Source organism: Chitinophaga jiangningensis (genome assembly GCF_900142605.1).
Taxonomy (GTDB): domain Bacteria; phylum Bacteroidota; class Bacteroidia; order Chitinophagales; family Chitinophagaceae; genus Chitinophaga; species Chitinophaga jiangningensis.
The window spans coordinates 1-17028 of sequence record NZ_FRBL01000006.1 but is presented as its reverse complement, the minus strand read 5'-3'; the positions used below and the strand labels follow the sequence as shown (position 1 = coordinate 17028).

Sequence of the window (17028 nt, the reverse complement as noted above, 5' to 3'; positions counted from 1 at the left end):
CTGTTTAAGGGAGCCGTAGCAGGTATGCTTCGGCTCCCTTTTTTTATAGTATATTTAACCACATCACAACCAAAATTTAATGACACCCAAGCATGCTATACCTTATGAAATGCATATTACCATTGCACCACTTTCACAAGAACGGTTAAACGATTTTGTGTCCCACTGTTTTGAGGCGGATGCTAAACCTATCGTGATAGAGCTGTCCCGTGGTGAGCATTTGCAACAACCAATGCTCACAAAAACTTATTCACTTGATTCTTCAAAGATTGCTATCTCTACTGCATTTGAACTGGCATCACACCTACAGTCTGGCGGTTACACGCCTACCCGTATTAAAATTGAAATACCGGATTATTGTGCTGAGCAGTATCCCGATCTAGTACCGGACCATACACCTTATTTTGAATGGCACGGTAAAGTCCTCTATAACAAAATTCCGCAGTTGCTGCGCCTCTGCCAACTTCACCAGGTTCATTTATCCGCTAATGCCCTTAAAGATAGTGGCGGTATAAGGTTCATCACCCTCCGCGAATTTGGGGATATAAACTTGTTCCATACACGTATTCACCAACTTATTCAGGATTTAGCAGATCATAGCCGGGAAGTACTGAAACAACAAGCTGAATATTGCATTTACGATAATAATATTTCACTCGACAGCGGCTGGCTGGCATAACGCTTATACTATGAAAAGAACCCGCGAAGAATATTTGCAAATGCTTGCTTATGAAGCATTTATCAGAAGAGTTGCCTCAGCGGAACTCCCACTGCTCCTGAAGGGCAGCTTTATTACCCGACAATATTTCAGAGATCCGGAACTACGCTCGCCCGCTGATCTGGACTGGGTGTACATTCACCCGGTTCAAGACCAGCATCAAATGGAGTCGGTACTCAGTGAATTGATGATAAAAGCAACGGAAGCAATTGTATATGACGGGGTCGAATTTCAAAGCTTCAGTCAAAACCGTTTCTGGCGTATGATTGATTATGCCATGTCGGAGGATTTTCCAACTGTAAATACCGATTTATCCTGTACAATCAATAATACCGAGACCTTTATCCATAACATGGATATATCTCTGAATCTGGATATTCCTGTGTCTCCCATCCCAATGACGTATGTACCACTCAAGGGTGAACCGTTCCTTATCCCGTATACAGTGCCTCTTGCGCTTCAGGTATCCTGGAAACTGCATCAAACACTGGTAAGGCCACGGTTTAAGGATATCTTTGACCTTACTGAAATATTGCAACATCCGGGATTCACACCGGATGTCTGGCAGCAAACAATGGAGGCACTGGTAGCAGAATGTATGAAGGGCTGGGATGACATTAAGTTGCTCAGACATTTATTAACCCGAAATGCGGGTCCGTTATTCACAAGTTTTGGAATGGAGCAGGAATGGAACCAATGGCGGCATGGTCAGCGAACAAACGGTAAAGATGCTCATTGGCAGGGGTATGCTGCTTCAATCACCACGGTGAACGACTTGCCGGAAGAGGTGGAAGATTTTTTAGTACCTTTTTATGATGCTCTTGCTACAGCAGGATTTACGGAAGAAAATTGCGAAAAGTATATTGGAACCGTAACGATCCAGCCACCAATAAAAAAATGGTATCACATTTTTACAAGAAGGTAAAAGAGGATAACCCTCTTTTACCTTCTTGCTTATGATTACGATATATTCTCCAAATACTTCAACACCTCCTCCTTCTTTCTGCTCGAAACCGGGATCTGCTCATCATTCTGCATCTGCAAAATGCCTTCCCGGTAATATTTTTTCACATACTGAAAGTTGACTAAATAGGACTGATGACACCGGATGAACCCGGACGGAATCAGAATACTCTCGTACTCAATCAACCCTTTTGACACCAGCATCTCACGTTTGTCCTTCAGGTAAAAGGTAGTGTAACCCTTATCGCTTTTGCAATACATGATATCTTCTACGGATACGATTTCCATGTATTCTACCCTTTTGAGCGCCAGTCGCTTTACGCCGCCTGCCCCCTGGGAAGCGTAATGCTGACGGGCTATTTCCAGCTGCTGTCGGTCCATTTGCTCCTGCTGCCGGTGATGGTAGCATTTGTTGAGCATGGCCGCCAGCGCTACTTCGTCTATAGGCTTGAGCAGGTAGCCGAAAGCGCCCATGTTCAGCGCCTGTATGGCGTATTGATCATAGGCTGTCAGGAATATCACCTGAAAATCGCCGGTGCCGATTTCGTGAAACAGACGGAAGCTGTCGCCGTCCTTGAGGCGGATGTCCGCCAGGATGATGTCCGGCTTTAAGACCGGAATTTCCTTAGCCGCCTTAGCAATTTCTGCGGCCTTGCCTACCACTTCTACATAAGATATATCCTGCACTATCTGCAGCAGGTGTTGCATAATGCGTATTTCGTCTTCAAGAATATAGAGCTTCATGTTTTAATCTTTTATTTGGGGAATCACGATGGTCACTTTCACCCCGCGTCCGTTCTGGTCTTTTTTATCCTCGATATGATAATATGCTTCCTGGCCCTGTGACTTAAAAAGCACATCCAGCCGCTCTTTCAGGATGACACTGGCTAATGACTGCTTCTTTTGCTCACCAGGCTCCTTACTGCCGATACCATTGCCATTGTCTTCCACAATGATATTTAGCTGCTCGTTTTCACCTTTAAAAACAATGGTTAAGATACCTTTATAATCGATATTTCTGAAACCATGTTCGATGGCATTTTCCACGAAAGGCTGTATCAGCATAGGTGGAATCAGGATATTTTCCGGATAGATGTTTTCATCGGTTGCTATTTTATAATCAAACAGTCCGTAAAAGCGCATTTGCTGCAATTGCAGATAATTACTCAGCGTGGTAATTTCCTCATCCAGGCCAATGAAGTCCTTCCGGCTTTGTTCCAGGATGTTGCGCAACAGGCCGGAGAAGGCAGACAGGTAGCGCACGGAATCTTTTGTATCCCCGGATGCCACCAGGCTTTGCAGGTTAGCGATGGAATTGAAAATAAAATGTGGATTCAATTGTACCTGCAATAGCTTTTGCTCCATGATCAGTCGCTGGTTTTCAGATTGCAGGAGCCGGTTTTTACCTTCCAGGCGATACTGGCGCTGTATAAAATAAAAGATGGAAAGGACTGCCAGGAATACCACAAAAGCCAGTATCAGCGTCCATTTTTGTTGTTTTATAATTTTTTCATTCAGGAGATTACGATTACTCAGCTCGGCGATGTTACGGTCTTTTTTCTCTGTTTCATACTTCTCGTGAATCTCCGCAAAACGCACTGCTTCAATTTCTCTTAGCGTATTAATCTCAATATCATAGGTAGCCTCGGCCACCTGCAGCGCTTTCCTGTAGTCACCTTTCAACCGGTAAGCCTTTATCAGTCCTTTAAAATATACGGAGTTCTGCTTGCCATCCGGGTTCTTACGGCCAGCTTCAATTGCTTCCTGGTAGTAGTGTATCGCGGAATCCAGCATGTTATTATGCATGAACGTGGTGGCCAAATTGTTATAAGCAATGTCTGTTATGCTGTTGTTTTCCTGCAGGTATTCAATATAGGCACGGCTGGCAGCCAGCGCTTTGTCGTTTTGCCCCTGCCGCACATATATCTGCGATTCATTATCATAGGTACGGGCAATGGCCATGCTATCCTTGATACGGTGCGCCAGCGTACGTGCCTGCGCGTTATAGAACATCATTTTGTCGAAATCGTTCAGCCTGGAGGCCAGCAGGAAGGAAATATCGTAATGACGCTGCATCACCACCGGGTGAGATTTAAACGGGTGACTCTTATAATAACGTTCTGCATATTCCAGCGACTCATTCACATTCTGATTCTGGTAATAGGCTCTGGCCATCAGGTCGTAGTAACGGTAAGTTTGTTGGCTGCGCACTCTCTCGGCCGTTTTCATGCCGTTAAGTATCTGGTTCATGATGGCCGCATCCACAGTCACACCGCCGCTAATGCCCTGCTCGAGAATACTATATCTCCTCAGTAACTCAATTTCATCATCCGCATGGTTACCCTGCATCTTAGAAAATTCGGCTACGGCGCTGTCGCGATGCTTTTGATACACCAGTTGCCGCCCTCTGAAGTAATGGTACCACGGGTTAGGGGTGCTGTCGCCCAGGTATCGCAGCAGGCTATCCTGCAGAGCTACTTCCTTTTTAACGCCGGCAGCAGTCAAGGTATCCATTGCCAGTACCAGCGGTAAATAATCTCGTACTGTATCCGGCCTGGATGGTGCCTTAGCCTGAGGGGCCGGCTGATGGTTATTACATGCCACGCCAAGGCATATTATAATGAGTCCTATGTAAGCAATGAGTGATCTGACGGCCATTCGCAATGAATTTATATACTTCCGCTTCAACCCGGAGGTCAGGGAAATTACATTTAAATGTAGCATTTGCAATTGAATGTGCGAGATGCGGATTAATATTCGGGGGAGTTGGGTATATATTCGTCCGGGTTAACTTAACCGGGATACACCAGGTAAGGCAAAGTTTAATGATACCCTACTAAATATTGAGATTATTTCACTTAACTTAATATTCTAAAAGCTGCCTTCGCCCCAGGCTGCTTTTTATCTCTCATTAAAAATTTCCGCAGCATGGTTTCCGATATCCAAAAACAAAAAGCCGAAAAGTTCCTGCAGCTCCACCATGATGAAAAAATCCTAGTACTCCTAAACTCATGGGACATTGGTAGTTCCAAACTCATTGAAGCCTGCGGCTACGATGCCATAGCCACCACCAGCATGGGCATGGCGGCATCTTTAGGATACCCTGATTGTCAGGTGATGCAGTTATCAGAGATGCTGGCCATCATTACTGGCATTGTGAATGCAGTACAAGCGCCGGTAACAGTAGATATTGAAGCGGGATACGGTAACAATTTAGAGGAGATCATTACCTCCGTGAAGAAGGTAATAGCAACCGGCATTGCAGGGATCAACATTGAAGACAGTATCAGCCTAAGCCCAACATTAATAGATGAAAACGAATTTTGTGAACGGATAGCGGCTATACGTTCATTATCTGATTCACTGGGCTTTCACCTGGTAATAAACGCCAGAACAGATGCCTTTTACACTTCCACAGCCTCTCCCAAAGAGAAACTGGCAGAATCTATCAGGCGTGGAAACAAGTACCGGGAAGCCGGCGCAGATTGCATATTTGTTCAGCCGGTGTGGGAAAAAGACATGATTGCTACTTTGGTGAAGGAAATAAATGCACCCATAAATATTCTGTCTAATCCTACTATTGGAGCAGGTGTACCACCGTCCGTACGCGAATTACAAGACATGGGTGTTGCGAGGTTAAGTATGGGATCAAGCCTGATGAAAGCCACGCTGGCGTTGATTAAAAAAGTAGCAGATGAAATAGTGACGCAGGGAACAAGTAATGTGCTGCTGGATGCAATGACGCCGGTGAGCGAAACTACGATGGCTTATAAGATGGCTATAGGGATGGGAAAAGACTAAACACTATAATAGTCCCGAATAGTTAATTGCTCAAGCGATGCATTAAACTATTGATTTCGATTTCCCACTCCTCATCCTCCTCCCAGCATTCTTTCAATTCTGAATCGGCGGCGATCATAATTATACACCTAATTGCCAATTTTTTTAGCTCACTAGAGATTTGCTGCTGTTTTAATATTTCAATTACCGGCGCTAAATTATGAGAAACCTCATGATAATCGGCTGGTATTTTCCCCTCCAGAATGCATATTACTTCTGCGGCGGCTACTGCTGTCAAGTTAAAATCTACATTATTAGGGTTATCTATCGATGCCTGTAGAGTTGCTTTTATAAATTCAAGTGTTGGAGTTTCACTTAAATCAATGATCCAATCGCCAGCTTCGTCATTTCCGAAACTTCCTTCATTCCAGGTTCCCATTTTTTAAAATTTAGGCAAGTAATATACGTAAGCAAAGGCTAATGTTATTTCTTTGATTTATTAATTTTTTTTAGTCTTCCGGTCCAAATTATACCTACTGCAAACCGCTACTATAGCAATAAAGGGAAGAAAAGCTAACTAAAGGAGACATGATTACTTCCCGATACAAAACTTACTAAATATATAATCCAGCCTGTCCTCATTCGTCACCTCTCCGGTAATCTCCCCAAGGAAATGCAGCGCTCTGCGGATATCCAGGGCCAGCAAATCACCCGGCAGGCCATTATCCATTCCTCCTTTCACGTCAAATAGGGATTTGAGTACTTCCTGTAAGGCTGAATGGTGACGTGCATTGGTCACAATAGTATCTTCCGTATTAATATCTCCGGACATCACTTTTTCAACGAGGGCAGCTTTCAGGTCATTCACATGGTCGTGATTTTTCGCAGAAATGAACAAAATACCCGGAATTTCGGAGAATTTGGCGCGAATAGCGGCCTCTCCTGCAATGTCAGTTTTGTTGCCTACCAACAGGAAATTAATATTGTCTGCCTCAAAAGAAGCTACCTGCTGGCGTAGTTCTTCCAGGGTCATCTCATTGGCATCGAAAAGGTAAACTACCACCCCTGCTTCTTTGATTTTCTCCAGCGTTTTCTGTACGCCTATGCTTTCGATGGTATCGTTGCTTTCGCGGATACCGGCGGTATCAATCAGCCGGAAAAGGATGCCTTCTATGTTCAGCACCTCTTCAATGGTATCGCGGGTAGTGCCCGCAATATCGCTTACGATGGCCCTGTTTTCGTTCAAAAGTGTGTTAAGGAGTGTTGACTTACCCGCATTAGGTTTGCCCACAATAGCGGTATTTACGCCGTTTTTGATCACATTCCCCATACGGAAGGAGTCAATCAGGTGGCGGATAGTAGTAGTGGAGGAAGATATCAGCTCATACAGGCGGGTACGATCGGCAAATTCCACGTCTTCCTGACTAAAATCCAGTTCCAGTTCTATTAGGGCAGAAAAGGTGATGAGCTGGTCCCTTAGATGGTGCAGTTCTTTGGAGAATCCACCGCGCATTTGCTGCATGGCTGTTTGGTGGGAAGCTGCGGAGTTGCTGGCGATCAGGTCAGCAACGGATTCCGCCTGGGTAAGGTCCAGTTTCCCGTTGAGAAAGGCGCGTTGGGTAAACTCACCGGGCTTGGCAAGCCGGGCACCGGCTTTGGTGGTGGCATCAATGATTTGTTGCTGGATATAGGGTGATCCGTGGCAGGAGATTTCGATCACGTCTTCTCCGGTGTAGGAGCGCGGGCCTTTGTACAGACTCACGACTACCTCGTCGATCACCGTGCCTTCGGAAACAATGCTGCCGAAGTGGATTGTATGACTGGGCTGCAGTAATAGATTCTTCCCTTTGAAGAGGGCGTTGGTAATATCAAAAGCCTTGCTGCCGCTGAGGCGGATCACCGCAATGGCGCCCAGGCCAGGCGCGGTGGCAACAGCTACAATAGTATCATCAAATCCAGAAAGTTTCCCCAGCATACGTACCGATGTTAATTATGAAGATGCAAAGGTACTAATAAGTGTATAATGCAAAAATCCCCGTCCTCAGGTGAGAACGGGGATTCTTTATCAAGTATCCTTACAGTACTACTCTTGCAGTGTAAAGCGGATAGGAAGGTTGAACTGAACGGATACCTGGCGACCGTTTTGTTTACCAGGCTTCCATTTAGGCATGGATTTTACCACGCGGATCGCTTCTTCTTCCAGACCGCCACCTTTTGCAGCGCCTACTGTTTTAACATCTTTGATATTACCATCAGAATCTACCACGAACTGTACGAATACAGTACCGGAGATACCGTTTTCCTGCGCAACGCGTGGGTAACGGATGTTTTTATTCAGGTATTTGTTCAGCGCTTCTTCACCGCCCGGGAAGGTTGGTGGCTGTTCTACGAAGGTGAAGATCTCTTCTTTCGCAGGAGCTGGAGGCGCTTCTACCACACCTGTACCTTTACTGTCTTCCAGCAGACCCGCATCGATACCGTTCGGATCACCTTCTACAGTTTTGGTGCTGATGGATTTGTCTTTAATATCCTCATGCTTTGGAGGTTCCTCTTCAGGTGGTACCTCAGCATCTTTTTTAATTACAGGAGGAGTAAACTGTACTGACGGCTTAACCGGTGGTGGCGGTGCCGGAGGAGGTGGAGGAGGAGGTGGAGTTTTCGGATCATCCGGAATCTTCACATCTTCCATCTTAATTTCCTGTATTACTGGCTTCTTAGGCCCATCGTCCTCAGAAGCCTTTACCCAGTTTGAAACCAGGTAGCCACCAAGAAGCAGAATGAACAGGGATGAGGTACCAATGATGGCGTTCCTCACACGCTTGTTATACTGTCTTCTCAGTTCATAAGCCCCATAATCTTTATTCCTGCCGTCAAACAGGATGTCAAGAAAATCGGACTTTAAGACTTTAGCAGAATCCATTGTTAATGTTTTATGATGGATGCAAAAAAATTAGTTATTCCATAAAGACGACTATTGCGCGCCGTTAGCAGATTCAGTCTGCTTAATCCATTGTTTATCCTGATCGGAGATATCAACAGTAGCATAACGCTGAATACGGTTGATAGCCATTTCGTCCAGGATATCCACGAAGTTCTTATAAGTGGCATCATCGTCTGCCTTTATAATCACTACCACGTCTTCTGGTTCTCCTTTTGCATTCCTTGTTTTAGCAACTTCATCTCTTTTCTTAATGATCTCATCTCTGATTCCTCCTTTGTTAGCAAAGGTTGTTGCGTGGAAGAAATCAGGGTTAGCAGATGCATTAGGATCTTGTGCTAAACCTTCGTAGTAATATACTCTGTTATCTTTTCCGAGAAGGATGGTCAAAGCAGTACTTTCTTTTACTTTGTTCTGCTCTTTCTCATTCTCAGTATCTTTTGGCATGATCAAGTCCATTGTTTTGGGCTTGGACATGGTAGTTGTCAGCATGAAAAAGGTAATCAGGAGAAATCCCAAATCCACCATCGGTGTCATATCCACACGGGTAGAATGTTTCTTGGATTTCGTACCACCGTGCTTCTTACCTTTTCCACCACCACTACTGGTATCCATTTCTGCCATAGTAGTAAGCTTTTTTGGTTTTGAAATCAGCAGCCTCCCAGGTCAGGGAGTAGCGCCGTCCAGCGGTCGCATGCTGCCTTTTACTTTGTAAACTGCTCCCGATTAGTCTTTTTTACCGCCGGTCTGCATTTCCTCGTAAGCTGCTGTGCCCGGAGGAGGTGCTTCCAGATTAGTAACCAGGTTCAGTTTCTGGATATGCTTCTTCTTGAAGGTGTCCAGGATCTCCTTGATTTTTGGATAAGGAGTGGCATTATCTGCTTTAATACAGTACTTCAGTTTGTTGAAGTTACCGCCTTGTGCAGCCATACCGTACTCAATCCAGGTAGCCAACTCATTGTTTGCTGAGTCAGTCGGAATACCCGTATCCAATCCTGAATGCTTACGCTGTTCAGGAGTTTCAGATAAATACTGTTTCAGATTTTTAATAGGCGTACCAACGCTGGCACCCACCACAAAATTCTGTACTTCTTTATCGTCCAGACCCAGCTTGAACTGCGTGTTCAAATCTTCGATCAGTTTTCTTCTTTTAGGCTGGCCATCCATGCTAAAGAACACTCTACCGTCCTTATCTACTGTAAATAACAGTACATCAGAATCTGGTAAAAGAGTAGTGTTGATAGAGGACGGTGTAACTACTGTTACCGGCTCGTCTGGTTTGAACTTAGTCGCCAGCATAAAGAAAGTTAAGAGCAGAAAAGCCACATCACACATCGCTGTCATATCTACAGACGTGCTTTTCCTTGGCATTTTAACTTTAGGCATCTTTACTTTTTTTATGGTTTACTTTAATAAGATTCAAAACCGCTGAAATTCCATACAATAATCCGCAGATTATTTGTGGTTAGCAGCAAAGCTTTGAGTTAAAGTAAAGCCAGACTCGTCAATAGCGTAAGTGATGCTATCGATGTTAGTAGTGAAGTAGTTGTACATGATGATAGCGATAGCAGAAGTACCGATACCCAGTGCAGTGTTGATCAACGCCTCAGAGATACCTAACGCCAGCTGAGAAGAATCAGGAGCACCTGCGTTTGACATCGCGGAGAACGCCTTGATCATACCCAATACTGTACCGAACAGACCCAGGAGGGTTGCTACTGATGCGATAGTAGACAGGAACACCAGGTTTTTCTCCATCATTGGCAGTTCCAGCGCAGTAGTCTCTTCGATTTCATTTTTGATAGTCAGAATCTTCTGATCTGTATCCAACTCAGTGTTGGTGATCATTTCTTTGTATTTTTTCAGACCAGCTTTCAGTACGTTACCCACAGAACCTTTCTGTTTGTCGCACTCAGCCAGAGCTGCATCTACGTTTTTGTTAGCCAGGTGATACTGTACTTTGCGTACCAGCTCAGAACCAGAGAATTTACCTTTAGCTTTTGACAGATACAGGAAACGCTCAATTACGAAAGTCAGACAAATCAGCAATACAGAAATCAGAATAGGTACTACAAAACCGCCCTTGTAAACAGTTGCAAACCAGTGACCAACGCCGTCTGCAATTGGGTGACCATCTGGATTGTTACCTTCAAAGTTCGCAGGATTACCCAGTACAAAGTAAAAGATTACAAAACCAATTACCAGGCAGATAGGTACAGCCAACGTTGCAAATAAGTTGGATGACTTTTTAGGTTGATGGGAAGACGCCTTAGCAGTAGCTGCAGTCACAGTTGTTTTAGTCTCAGCCATGTTGATTGAAATTTTAGTGTTAAAAATTAAACTATTGTTTGTTAGAAGTTATGAATTACTGTTTTGTCTGTAATGCTCAATAGCACTCAATTTAAACTTTATTTAGCGATTCGCAAAGTTATAAGGTTGGCTCAAAAAAACAAGTGCAGCTCAAAAAATCCCACAAAAATTAACAACCACACTAAAATGTACGCCCAGCGCACATCCTATCCCTTTTTTGAATTTGAGCAAACACTTATAATCAGCAAATAAACCAATATTTTACGAAGCCAGTCCCCTGACCAATCACTGTCCCTAATTTTGAAATGGATTGATTTTTTTCAAAGTTGGACGCACAATTTAAGAAAATTTTCAAATGTTCCAACAATATTCTTGCAAGAATAATTATTTATTCCTTTCCGCGCCAGTACTCACTTTGAGCAGTAATCTTCTCCATTTCAATGACAAAATTCTAATATTTATAAGCTGCGTCCGCCCAAATGCAACACCACCGCGGTCAAACCTGTCCACTAACGTGAAATCACTATATTAGCATAAAATATACTATAATAATTTATACTTACATAAAAAAAGTTGCCTCGGCAACTAATGTCCTAACGCTAAAAATCTCCCAACACCCATTTTTTCCCATTCTTATCTCCTTTTTTAGCGCTCGTGGAATTTCCTATTAAGTTAAGACTTTATATACTTACTTGCACATCACTTTTCAAAAAAGTGATTACAATTCTAAAAACCAACTGATAAATGAACAAAGCTTATCAACACAAACTCGTGTTGGCACTGGCTGGAGCACTCTCCCTGGGAACCGTAGCCTCCCCCGCTATCGCCCAGAAAAAAAAGTCCGCTCCCACACCTGCTGCCAATACCTCCGCCAACGCTAAAGACACCACCGCAAAGCCTAACGGACCAATGATGAAACCAGGCCCTAAACAAGGACCTAAACCTTTCGCCGAAATCATCAACCCACAAGCGAAAGCCGATACTGGACTCATCAACATCTATAAACACGAAGACAGATACTTCTTCGAAATCGCTGACTCCCTCATCGGTCGCGATATCCTTATCGTTAACCGCCTCTCCAAATCCGCCGCCGGCCTCCGCGCTGGTATGTCCGGTTTCGGCGGTGACCTTATCAACGAAAACGTAGTACGCTTCGAAAAAGGTCCAAACAACAGAATCTTCCTCAAAAACATCTCCTACTCCGAGACCTCCAAAGATTCTACCCAACCTATGTTCTCGTCCGTAATGGGCTCCAACCTCCAACCAATTGTAGCCGCATTCGACGTAAAGGCATTCTCTAAAAACAATAAAGGTTCCATCATCGACCTTACCGAATACATCAACGGTGATAACGATATCCTGTTCTTCGACCAGGGTATGAAATCCAACCTGAAACTCGCAGGTTACCAACCTGACAAATCATACGTGGTAGATGTCAAATCTTTCCCGATGAACACAGAGATCAGAACCGTAAAAACATACGCAAAAGCACCTGCATCTCCATACCCTGGTATGCCACCGGTACCAGGCGGCAACGCAACCGTGGAACTGAACAGCTCCTTCGTACTGCTGCCTAAAGTACCTATGCAGTCCCGCTACTTCGATCCGCGCGTAGGTTACTTTACCACCAGTACCACCGACTTCGACGCAGATCCGCAAGGCGTGAAAAGACTCACCATGATCACCCGCTGGAGACTCGAACCAAAACCGGAAGACATGGAGAAATATAAGCGCGGTGAACTGGTAGAACCACAGAAACCAATCGTGTTTTATATAGACCCCGCCACGCCACAGAAATGGCGTAAATACCTCATCCAGGGTGTAAACGACTGGCAGTCCGCCTTTGAAGCCGCTGGTTTCAAAAACGCAATCATCGCTAAAATGGCGCCTACCAAAGAAGAAGATTCTACCTGGTCCATCGATGATGCACGCTTCTCCGCAATCGTGTACAAACCATCCACCATTCCTAACGCCAGCGGTCCGCATATCCATGATCCCCGCACCGGTGAAATCCTGGAAAGCCACATCAACTGGTACCATAACGTAATGCAACTGCTCCGTAACTGGTACTTCATCCAGGCTTCCCCTAACGACGCACGCGCACGCAGCATGCAGTTCAGCGATGAACTCATGGGTGAACTCATCAGATTCGTATCCTCTCACGAAGTGGGCCATACCCTCGGTCTGCGCCACAACTTCGGCTCCAGCTCTACTTATCCTGTTGAAAAACTGCGTGATAAAGAATGGGTTAAACAAAACGGCCACGCCGCATCCATCATGGACTACGCCCGTTTCAACTACGTAGCACAGCCTGGCGACGGTATCTCCGGCGCTGATCTCTACCCACGTATCAACTACTACGATAAATGGGCCATCGAATGGGGCTACCGCCTGCGTCCTGAATTCAACTCTCCGGAAGCAGAAAAAGCGGCCCTTAATAAAATCACCATCGAAAAACTGAAGGATAAGAAATTCTGGTTCGGTACCGAATCCGATCCTTTCGATCCTCGCTGCCAGAACGAAGATCTGGGCGACAACGCCATGAAAGCCAGCATGTACGGTATCAAAAACCTGCAGCGCATCATGCCTAATATGATCGCCTGGACCAGAACTTCCAATGAAGACTACAGCGATCTGAAAAGCATCTATAAGGAACTGGTAGGCCAGTATGGCCGCTACATGGGCCACGTAGCCAAAAATGTCGGCGGTATCTATACCACTCCTAAAACTGTAGAGCAGGCAGGCCCTGTAGTGGAATTCGTAAACAAAGCCACTCAGAAAGAAGCGATTACCTTCCTCAACCAGCAGCTGTTTACCACACCTAAATGGATACTCAGCCAGGATATCTTCAGCAAAACCGGCGACGACGGTGCAAGCGTTATCTACTCCGTACAGAGCCAGGTGCTCACCCGCCTCTTCTCGCCAAATATCTTTGGCAGCATGCTGGGCGGCGAAGCCTCTCTCGGCGCAAACGCTTATCTCCCTGCTGAAATGATCAGCGACGTGAAGAAAACCATCTTCTCCGAACTGGCCACTCACCAGAATGTGGATATCTACAAGAGAAACCTGCAACGCTTGTACGTAGAAAAACTGAGCGGTTTCCTCGCTCCTGCTCCTTCACAGGCTCCAGGCACTCCATCCGGCAGCGTACGCCTGTCCGACGCTACTTCAGTAGCCCGCGCTGCACTCAGCTCCCTGAGAACAGAACTGCGCGCTGCAGCAGCATCCGGCGATGCGATCACCCGTGGTCACTACCAGGATCTTATTGCATCTATCTCTAAAACAATCGATAATAAATAATTAGCTGGCTGTTAATTATGCGAAAAGCCTCTCCCACAAAGGAGAGGCTTTTTATTTAAGGATAATTGCTTAATATAGCGCGAATTTTAAACTACCAAGCCTCAAAAGTGAAAGATCGCACTAATAAAGTCACCATATACGACATCGCCCAGAAACTGGGCCTTTCTGCATCTACCGTTTCCCGCGCGTTGCAAAACAACCCGTTGATCAACGAGGAAACCAGGCTGAAAGTGCAGGAAATGGCTACCGAAATGGGTTATGTACCCAATTGGATCGCTTCCAGCTTACGTAAAAAGCGCTCCAATATTATCGGTCTGATCGTACCACGTACCTCCATGTACTTCCAGAGTACCGCCATCAGCGGCATTCAGCATGAAGCACATAAATATGGATTCTCCATTATGATCGGCCAATCCGATGAAACTGTGGCCATGGAAAAGGAACTGGTACATACATTCTACTCCCTCCGCGTGGATGGTTTGCTGGCGGTATCCTCCATGTTTACCACCAACACGGATCACTTTAATCCCTTTGTAAAAAATAATATTCCCATCGTTTTCTATGACCGCGTACCTACTGACTTCAACGGCTACACGATCACGGGCGACGACTACCAGGGCGGCTACCTGGCCACAGAACATCTGATCCGTCAGGGATGCAAACGCATCGCTCATTTCTCAGGAATCCTAACCTGTAATCTCTATCAGCAAAGGCTTGCAGGATACAAGGCCGCTTTAGCCGCCTACGATATCCCTTTCGATGAAAGTATGGTTTACGTACATGACCTTACCATGCAATCCGCCGCCAATGCTGCCCACGAAATATTCTTCAAGTCTGTGCTGCCTGACGGACTTTTCACCGCCAACGACTCCTCTGCTGTCGCTTTCATCCAGGAAGCTAAAAAACAGGGCATCGACGTGCCGGGCCAGATAAAAGTAGTTGGCTATTCGAACGACCTTTCCTCCCGTATCATTTCCCCTTCGCTCAGTACTATCGAGCAGTCGGGCTATAATATGGGCCAGAAGGCCGCCAGCACCATCATCCAGCTGATTAACCAGGACGAAGGAATCAAAGTACCAAAGAATTATGTTTTCCCTGTAGAATTGATTCAGCGGGAATCCAGTATGTAAAAGACTTCCAGCCAAATTATCATGTAACTATTTTATTTTATCAACCGTCTAATATTAAAATAATCCTACAACTTTATGAGGTTCCTAAAATTGCTGGCTGTTAGTACTGCGCTGTTTTTAACAGCCTGCCATACAACAGTGTATGTACCACAGGCGGTCAACGCACCGGCTCTTAAAGAAAAGCATGAATTCAAGGGCAACATCGGCCCTAATAACCTGCAGGCAGCTTTCGCCGTAAGTGAAAATATTGCGGTGATGGCCAGCGGCCAGTATGTGTACCGCAATGCGTTTTATGGTAATGAGGGAGGAGATAATGATAATGACGTTTTCGATCGCAATGTACGCGGTGGAGCGTTTGAAGGAGGTGTTGGCTACTTTAAGGCATTTGGTAACAAAAAACGGGCTGTATTTGATGTTTACGGTGGTTTTGGAACAGGGGGTTTCAATACATTGGACAGATCTTATTATGATAATGGGAACGGCACTGCCAACACGGCTGATTATCAGTTGCGTTCCAAATTCACCAGGGGCTTCATCCAGCCCAGCTTCGGCATTGTGCATCCGGTGGTGGAAGCAATATTCAGCACCCGCTTTTCCGTTGTGAATTTTTATGGTCTCACAGCCGGTAACCTAGCCCGTGGTGCGGATAGTACACATACAAGTACTTTCTATCAGATCGGTAACAGACCTCGTCTTTTCTATGAGCCTGCTATCACCTTCCGGGTGGGTTATAAATATGTGAAGTTTCAGATGCAACTGGCTGCTGCAGCTTGTTTGAATGCTTCACCGGGCACTTATTACGCTGATTATTTTCAACCTGTTAATCTCAACCTTGGCGCATCTATCAACATCGCCAAATGGTACGATTCCTTCAGGCATTAGTCATATTATTTTTCCAGGAAAAACAGGCGTTAATACAGCGCCTGTTTTTTTTGTGCGTATTATCATGCACGTAACGCCGTATATCCATTGAAGTTATATCTCTCCCTATAAATTTTTAGGGAGAAATTATTTTCACTATGCATAAAGTATAGTAGTACCTCATTGCCTCATGGCACATCTGCCCCCCTCCGCTACGGCAGACGCGTAACGCGGTGTCACCAGCTTTTTCCGGACTATACACTATCATTTTCATTAGTTCGCCAGCGCGATCTGCCGCGCTGAGCGCAGGCCCACACATAAATGGTACCAAACGAGTGAGGCAAATCAATCCGATCATTATCAGAATCGCTTACACGTTGTTAACTTTTTCTAAAGCCTCCAGGCCACACGGCCTCAAAGGCCGTATCTCAAACAATCGCACCATGCGCGCGCCAATAACACCGAAGGTGTCATGCTAAGTCAATGCCACGCGGCATCTAACCCTGTATCCAAAACACCCGCGCGAAGCGCGAAACCCAACCCACTAACACCAAAAGTCTCGTGCTAAGTCAATGTAATAAAATGAAAAAAGCCTTAGTGAATGATCACTAAGGCTTTCTGAATAAATATGGCAGCTACCTACTCTCCCGCATTGTGGTGCAGTACCATCGGCCATAAGGGGCTTAACTGCTCTGTTCGGAATGGGAAGAGGTGAACACCCTTGGCAAAACCACCATAAGATCTTTGTTATATCGTAAACGCTTACACGTTGTTATCTTTTTTAATCCCGTCCAAGATTATAAAACCTGAAAAGCTGTATCAAAAACGGCCGCGCGGAGCGCGGAACTAAAACCCATGACACCGAAGGTGTCATGCTAAGTCAATAGAATAAAATTAAAAAAGCCTTAGTGAATGAATCACTAAGGCTTTCTGAATAAATATGGCAGCTACCTACTCTCCCGCATTGTGGTGCAGTACCATCGGCCATAAGGGGCTTAACTTCTCTGTTCGGAATGGGAAGAGGTGAA

At 45.3% G+C, this 17028-nt stretch carries 14 protein-coding genes and 2 rRNA genes; 6 read left to right on the top strand and 10 right to left on the bottom strand.

Annotation, left to right across the window (positions count from 1 at the left end):
- The first annotated feature begins 79 nt into the window (after nucleotides 1–79).
- Complete coding sequence (locus BUB18_RS15605; protein ID WP_073082834.1) at nucleotides 80–679, top strand: hypothetical protein; 600 nt, start codon at nucleotides 80–82, stop codon at nucleotides 677–679.
- A gap of 10 nt (nucleotides 680–689) precedes the next feature.
- Nucleotides 690–1643: a nucleotidyl transferase AbiEii/AbiGii toxin family protein gene (locus BUB18_RS15600; RefSeq protein ID WP_073082831.1), complete on the top strand. Its 954-nt coding sequence runs from the start codon at nucleotides 690–692 to the stop codon at nucleotides 1641–1643.
- A gap of 35 nt (nucleotides 1644–1678) precedes the next feature.
- Here the strand turns inward: BUB18_RS15600 and BUB18_RS15595 are convergent, their stop codons facing one another.
- Nucleotides 1679–2425: a LytR/AlgR family response regulator transcription factor gene (locus BUB18_RS15595; protein ID WP_073082829.1), complete on the bottom strand. Its 747-nt coding sequence runs from the start codon at nucleotides 2423–2425 to the stop codon at nucleotides 1679–1681.
- 3 nt (nucleotides 2426–2428) lie between these two features.
- Nucleotides 2429–4339, bottom strand: a complete 1911-nt coding sequence (locus BUB18_RS15590) for a tetratricopeptide repeat-containing sensor histidine kinase (protein ID WP_073082826.1) — start codon at nucleotides 4337–4339, stop codon at nucleotides 2429–2431.
- A 270-nt stretch (nucleotides 4340–4609) separates the two neighbouring features.
- Here BUB18_RS15590 and BUB18_RS15585 point away from each other — a divergent pair, with 270 nt between their 5' ends.
- Nucleotides 4610–5482 carry an isocitrate lyase/PEP mutase family protein gene (locus tag BUB18_RS15585; RefSeq protein ID WP_073082825.1) on the top strand — a complete coding sequence of 291 codons (873 nt, stop codon included), beginning with the start codon at nucleotides 4610–4612 and terminating at the stop codon, nucleotides 5480–5482.
- 22 nt (nucleotides 5483–5504) lie between these two features.
- Here the strand turns inward: BUB18_RS15585 and BUB18_RS15580 are convergent, their stop codons facing one another.
- From BUB18_RS15580 to BUB18_RS15555, 6 genes are all read right to left on the bottom strand, one after another.
- On the bottom strand, nucleotides 5505–5900 hold the full coding sequence (locus BUB18_RS15580; RefSeq protein WP_073082822.1) for a DUF4259 domain-containing protein: 396 nt from the start codon (nucleotides 5898–5900) through the stop codon (nucleotides 5505–5507).
- Nucleotides 5901–6053: 153 nt separating this feature from the next.
- Entirely contained in the window at nucleotides 6054–7436 is a 1383-nt protein-coding gene (mnmE, locus tag BUB18_RS15575; protein ID WP_073082819.1) for a tRNA uridine-5-carboxymethylaminomethyl(34) synthesis GTPase MnmE, read from the bottom strand.
- A gap of 108 nt (nucleotides 7437–7544) precedes the next feature.
- Nucleotides 7545–8381 (bottom strand): energy transducer TonB, encoded by an 837-nt coding sequence (locus tag BUB18_RS15570; RefSeq protein WP_073082818.1) that lies wholly within the window; start codon nucleotides 8379–8381, stop codon nucleotides 7545–7547.
- 51 nt (nucleotides 8382–8432) lie between these two features.
- Nucleotides 8433–9023, bottom strand: a complete 591-nt coding sequence (locus BUB18_RS15565; RefSeq protein ID WP_073082815.1) for an ExbD/TolR family protein — start codon at nucleotides 9021–9023, stop codon at nucleotides 8433–8435.
- A gap of 102 nt (nucleotides 9024–9125) precedes the next feature.
- A complete protein-coding gene (locus tag BUB18_RS15560) occupies nucleotides 9126–9785 on the bottom strand; it encodes an ExbD/TolR family protein (protein WP_073082812.1) in 660 nt (219 codons plus the stop codon).
- A gap of 69 nt (nucleotides 9786–9854) precedes the next feature.
- Entirely contained in the window at nucleotides 9855–10709 is an 855-nt protein-coding gene (locus BUB18_RS15555; RefSeq protein WP_073082810.1) for a MotA/TolQ/ExbB proton channel family protein, read from the bottom strand.
- Between the two features lie 744 nt (nucleotides 10710–11453).
- On the opposite strand from BUB18_RS15555, the gene BUB18_RS15550 reads away from it, so the two are divergent.
- The 3 genes from BUB18_RS15550 (at nucleotide 11454) to BUB18_RS15540 (ending at nucleotide 16021) form a co-directional block, all read left to right on the top strand.
- Nucleotides 11454–14009 (top strand): zinc-dependent metalloprotease, encoded by a 2556-nt coding sequence (locus BUB18_RS15550; RefSeq protein ID WP_073082808.1) that lies wholly within the window; start codon nucleotides 11454–11456, stop codon nucleotides 14007–14009.
- A gap of 107 nt (nucleotides 14010–14116) precedes the next feature.
- Complete coding sequence (locus BUB18_RS15545) at nucleotides 14117–15139, top strand: LacI family DNA-binding transcriptional regulator (RefSeq protein WP_073082805.1); 1023 nt, start codon at nucleotides 14117–14119, stop codon at nucleotides 15137–15139.
- Between the two features lie 75 nt (nucleotides 15140–15214).
- Nucleotides 15215–16021, top strand: a complete 807-nt coding sequence (locus BUB18_RS15540) for a hypothetical protein (RefSeq protein WP_073082802.1) — start codon at nucleotides 15215–15217, stop codon at nucleotides 16019–16021.
- A 605-nt stretch (nucleotides 16022–16626) separates the two neighbouring features.
- Here the strand turns inward: BUB18_RS15540 and rrf (BUB18_RS15535) are convergent.
- Both rrf (BUB18_RS15535) and rrf (BUB18_RS15530) read right to left on the bottom strand, forming a co-directional pair.
- Nucleotides 16627–16738, bottom strand: a 5S ribosomal RNA gene (rrf, locus tag BUB18_RS15535).
- A gap of 200 nt (nucleotides 16739–16938) precedes the next feature.
- Nucleotides 16939–17028 (bottom strand): 5S ribosomal RNA (gene rrf / locus BUB18_RS15530); the annotation flags it as partial.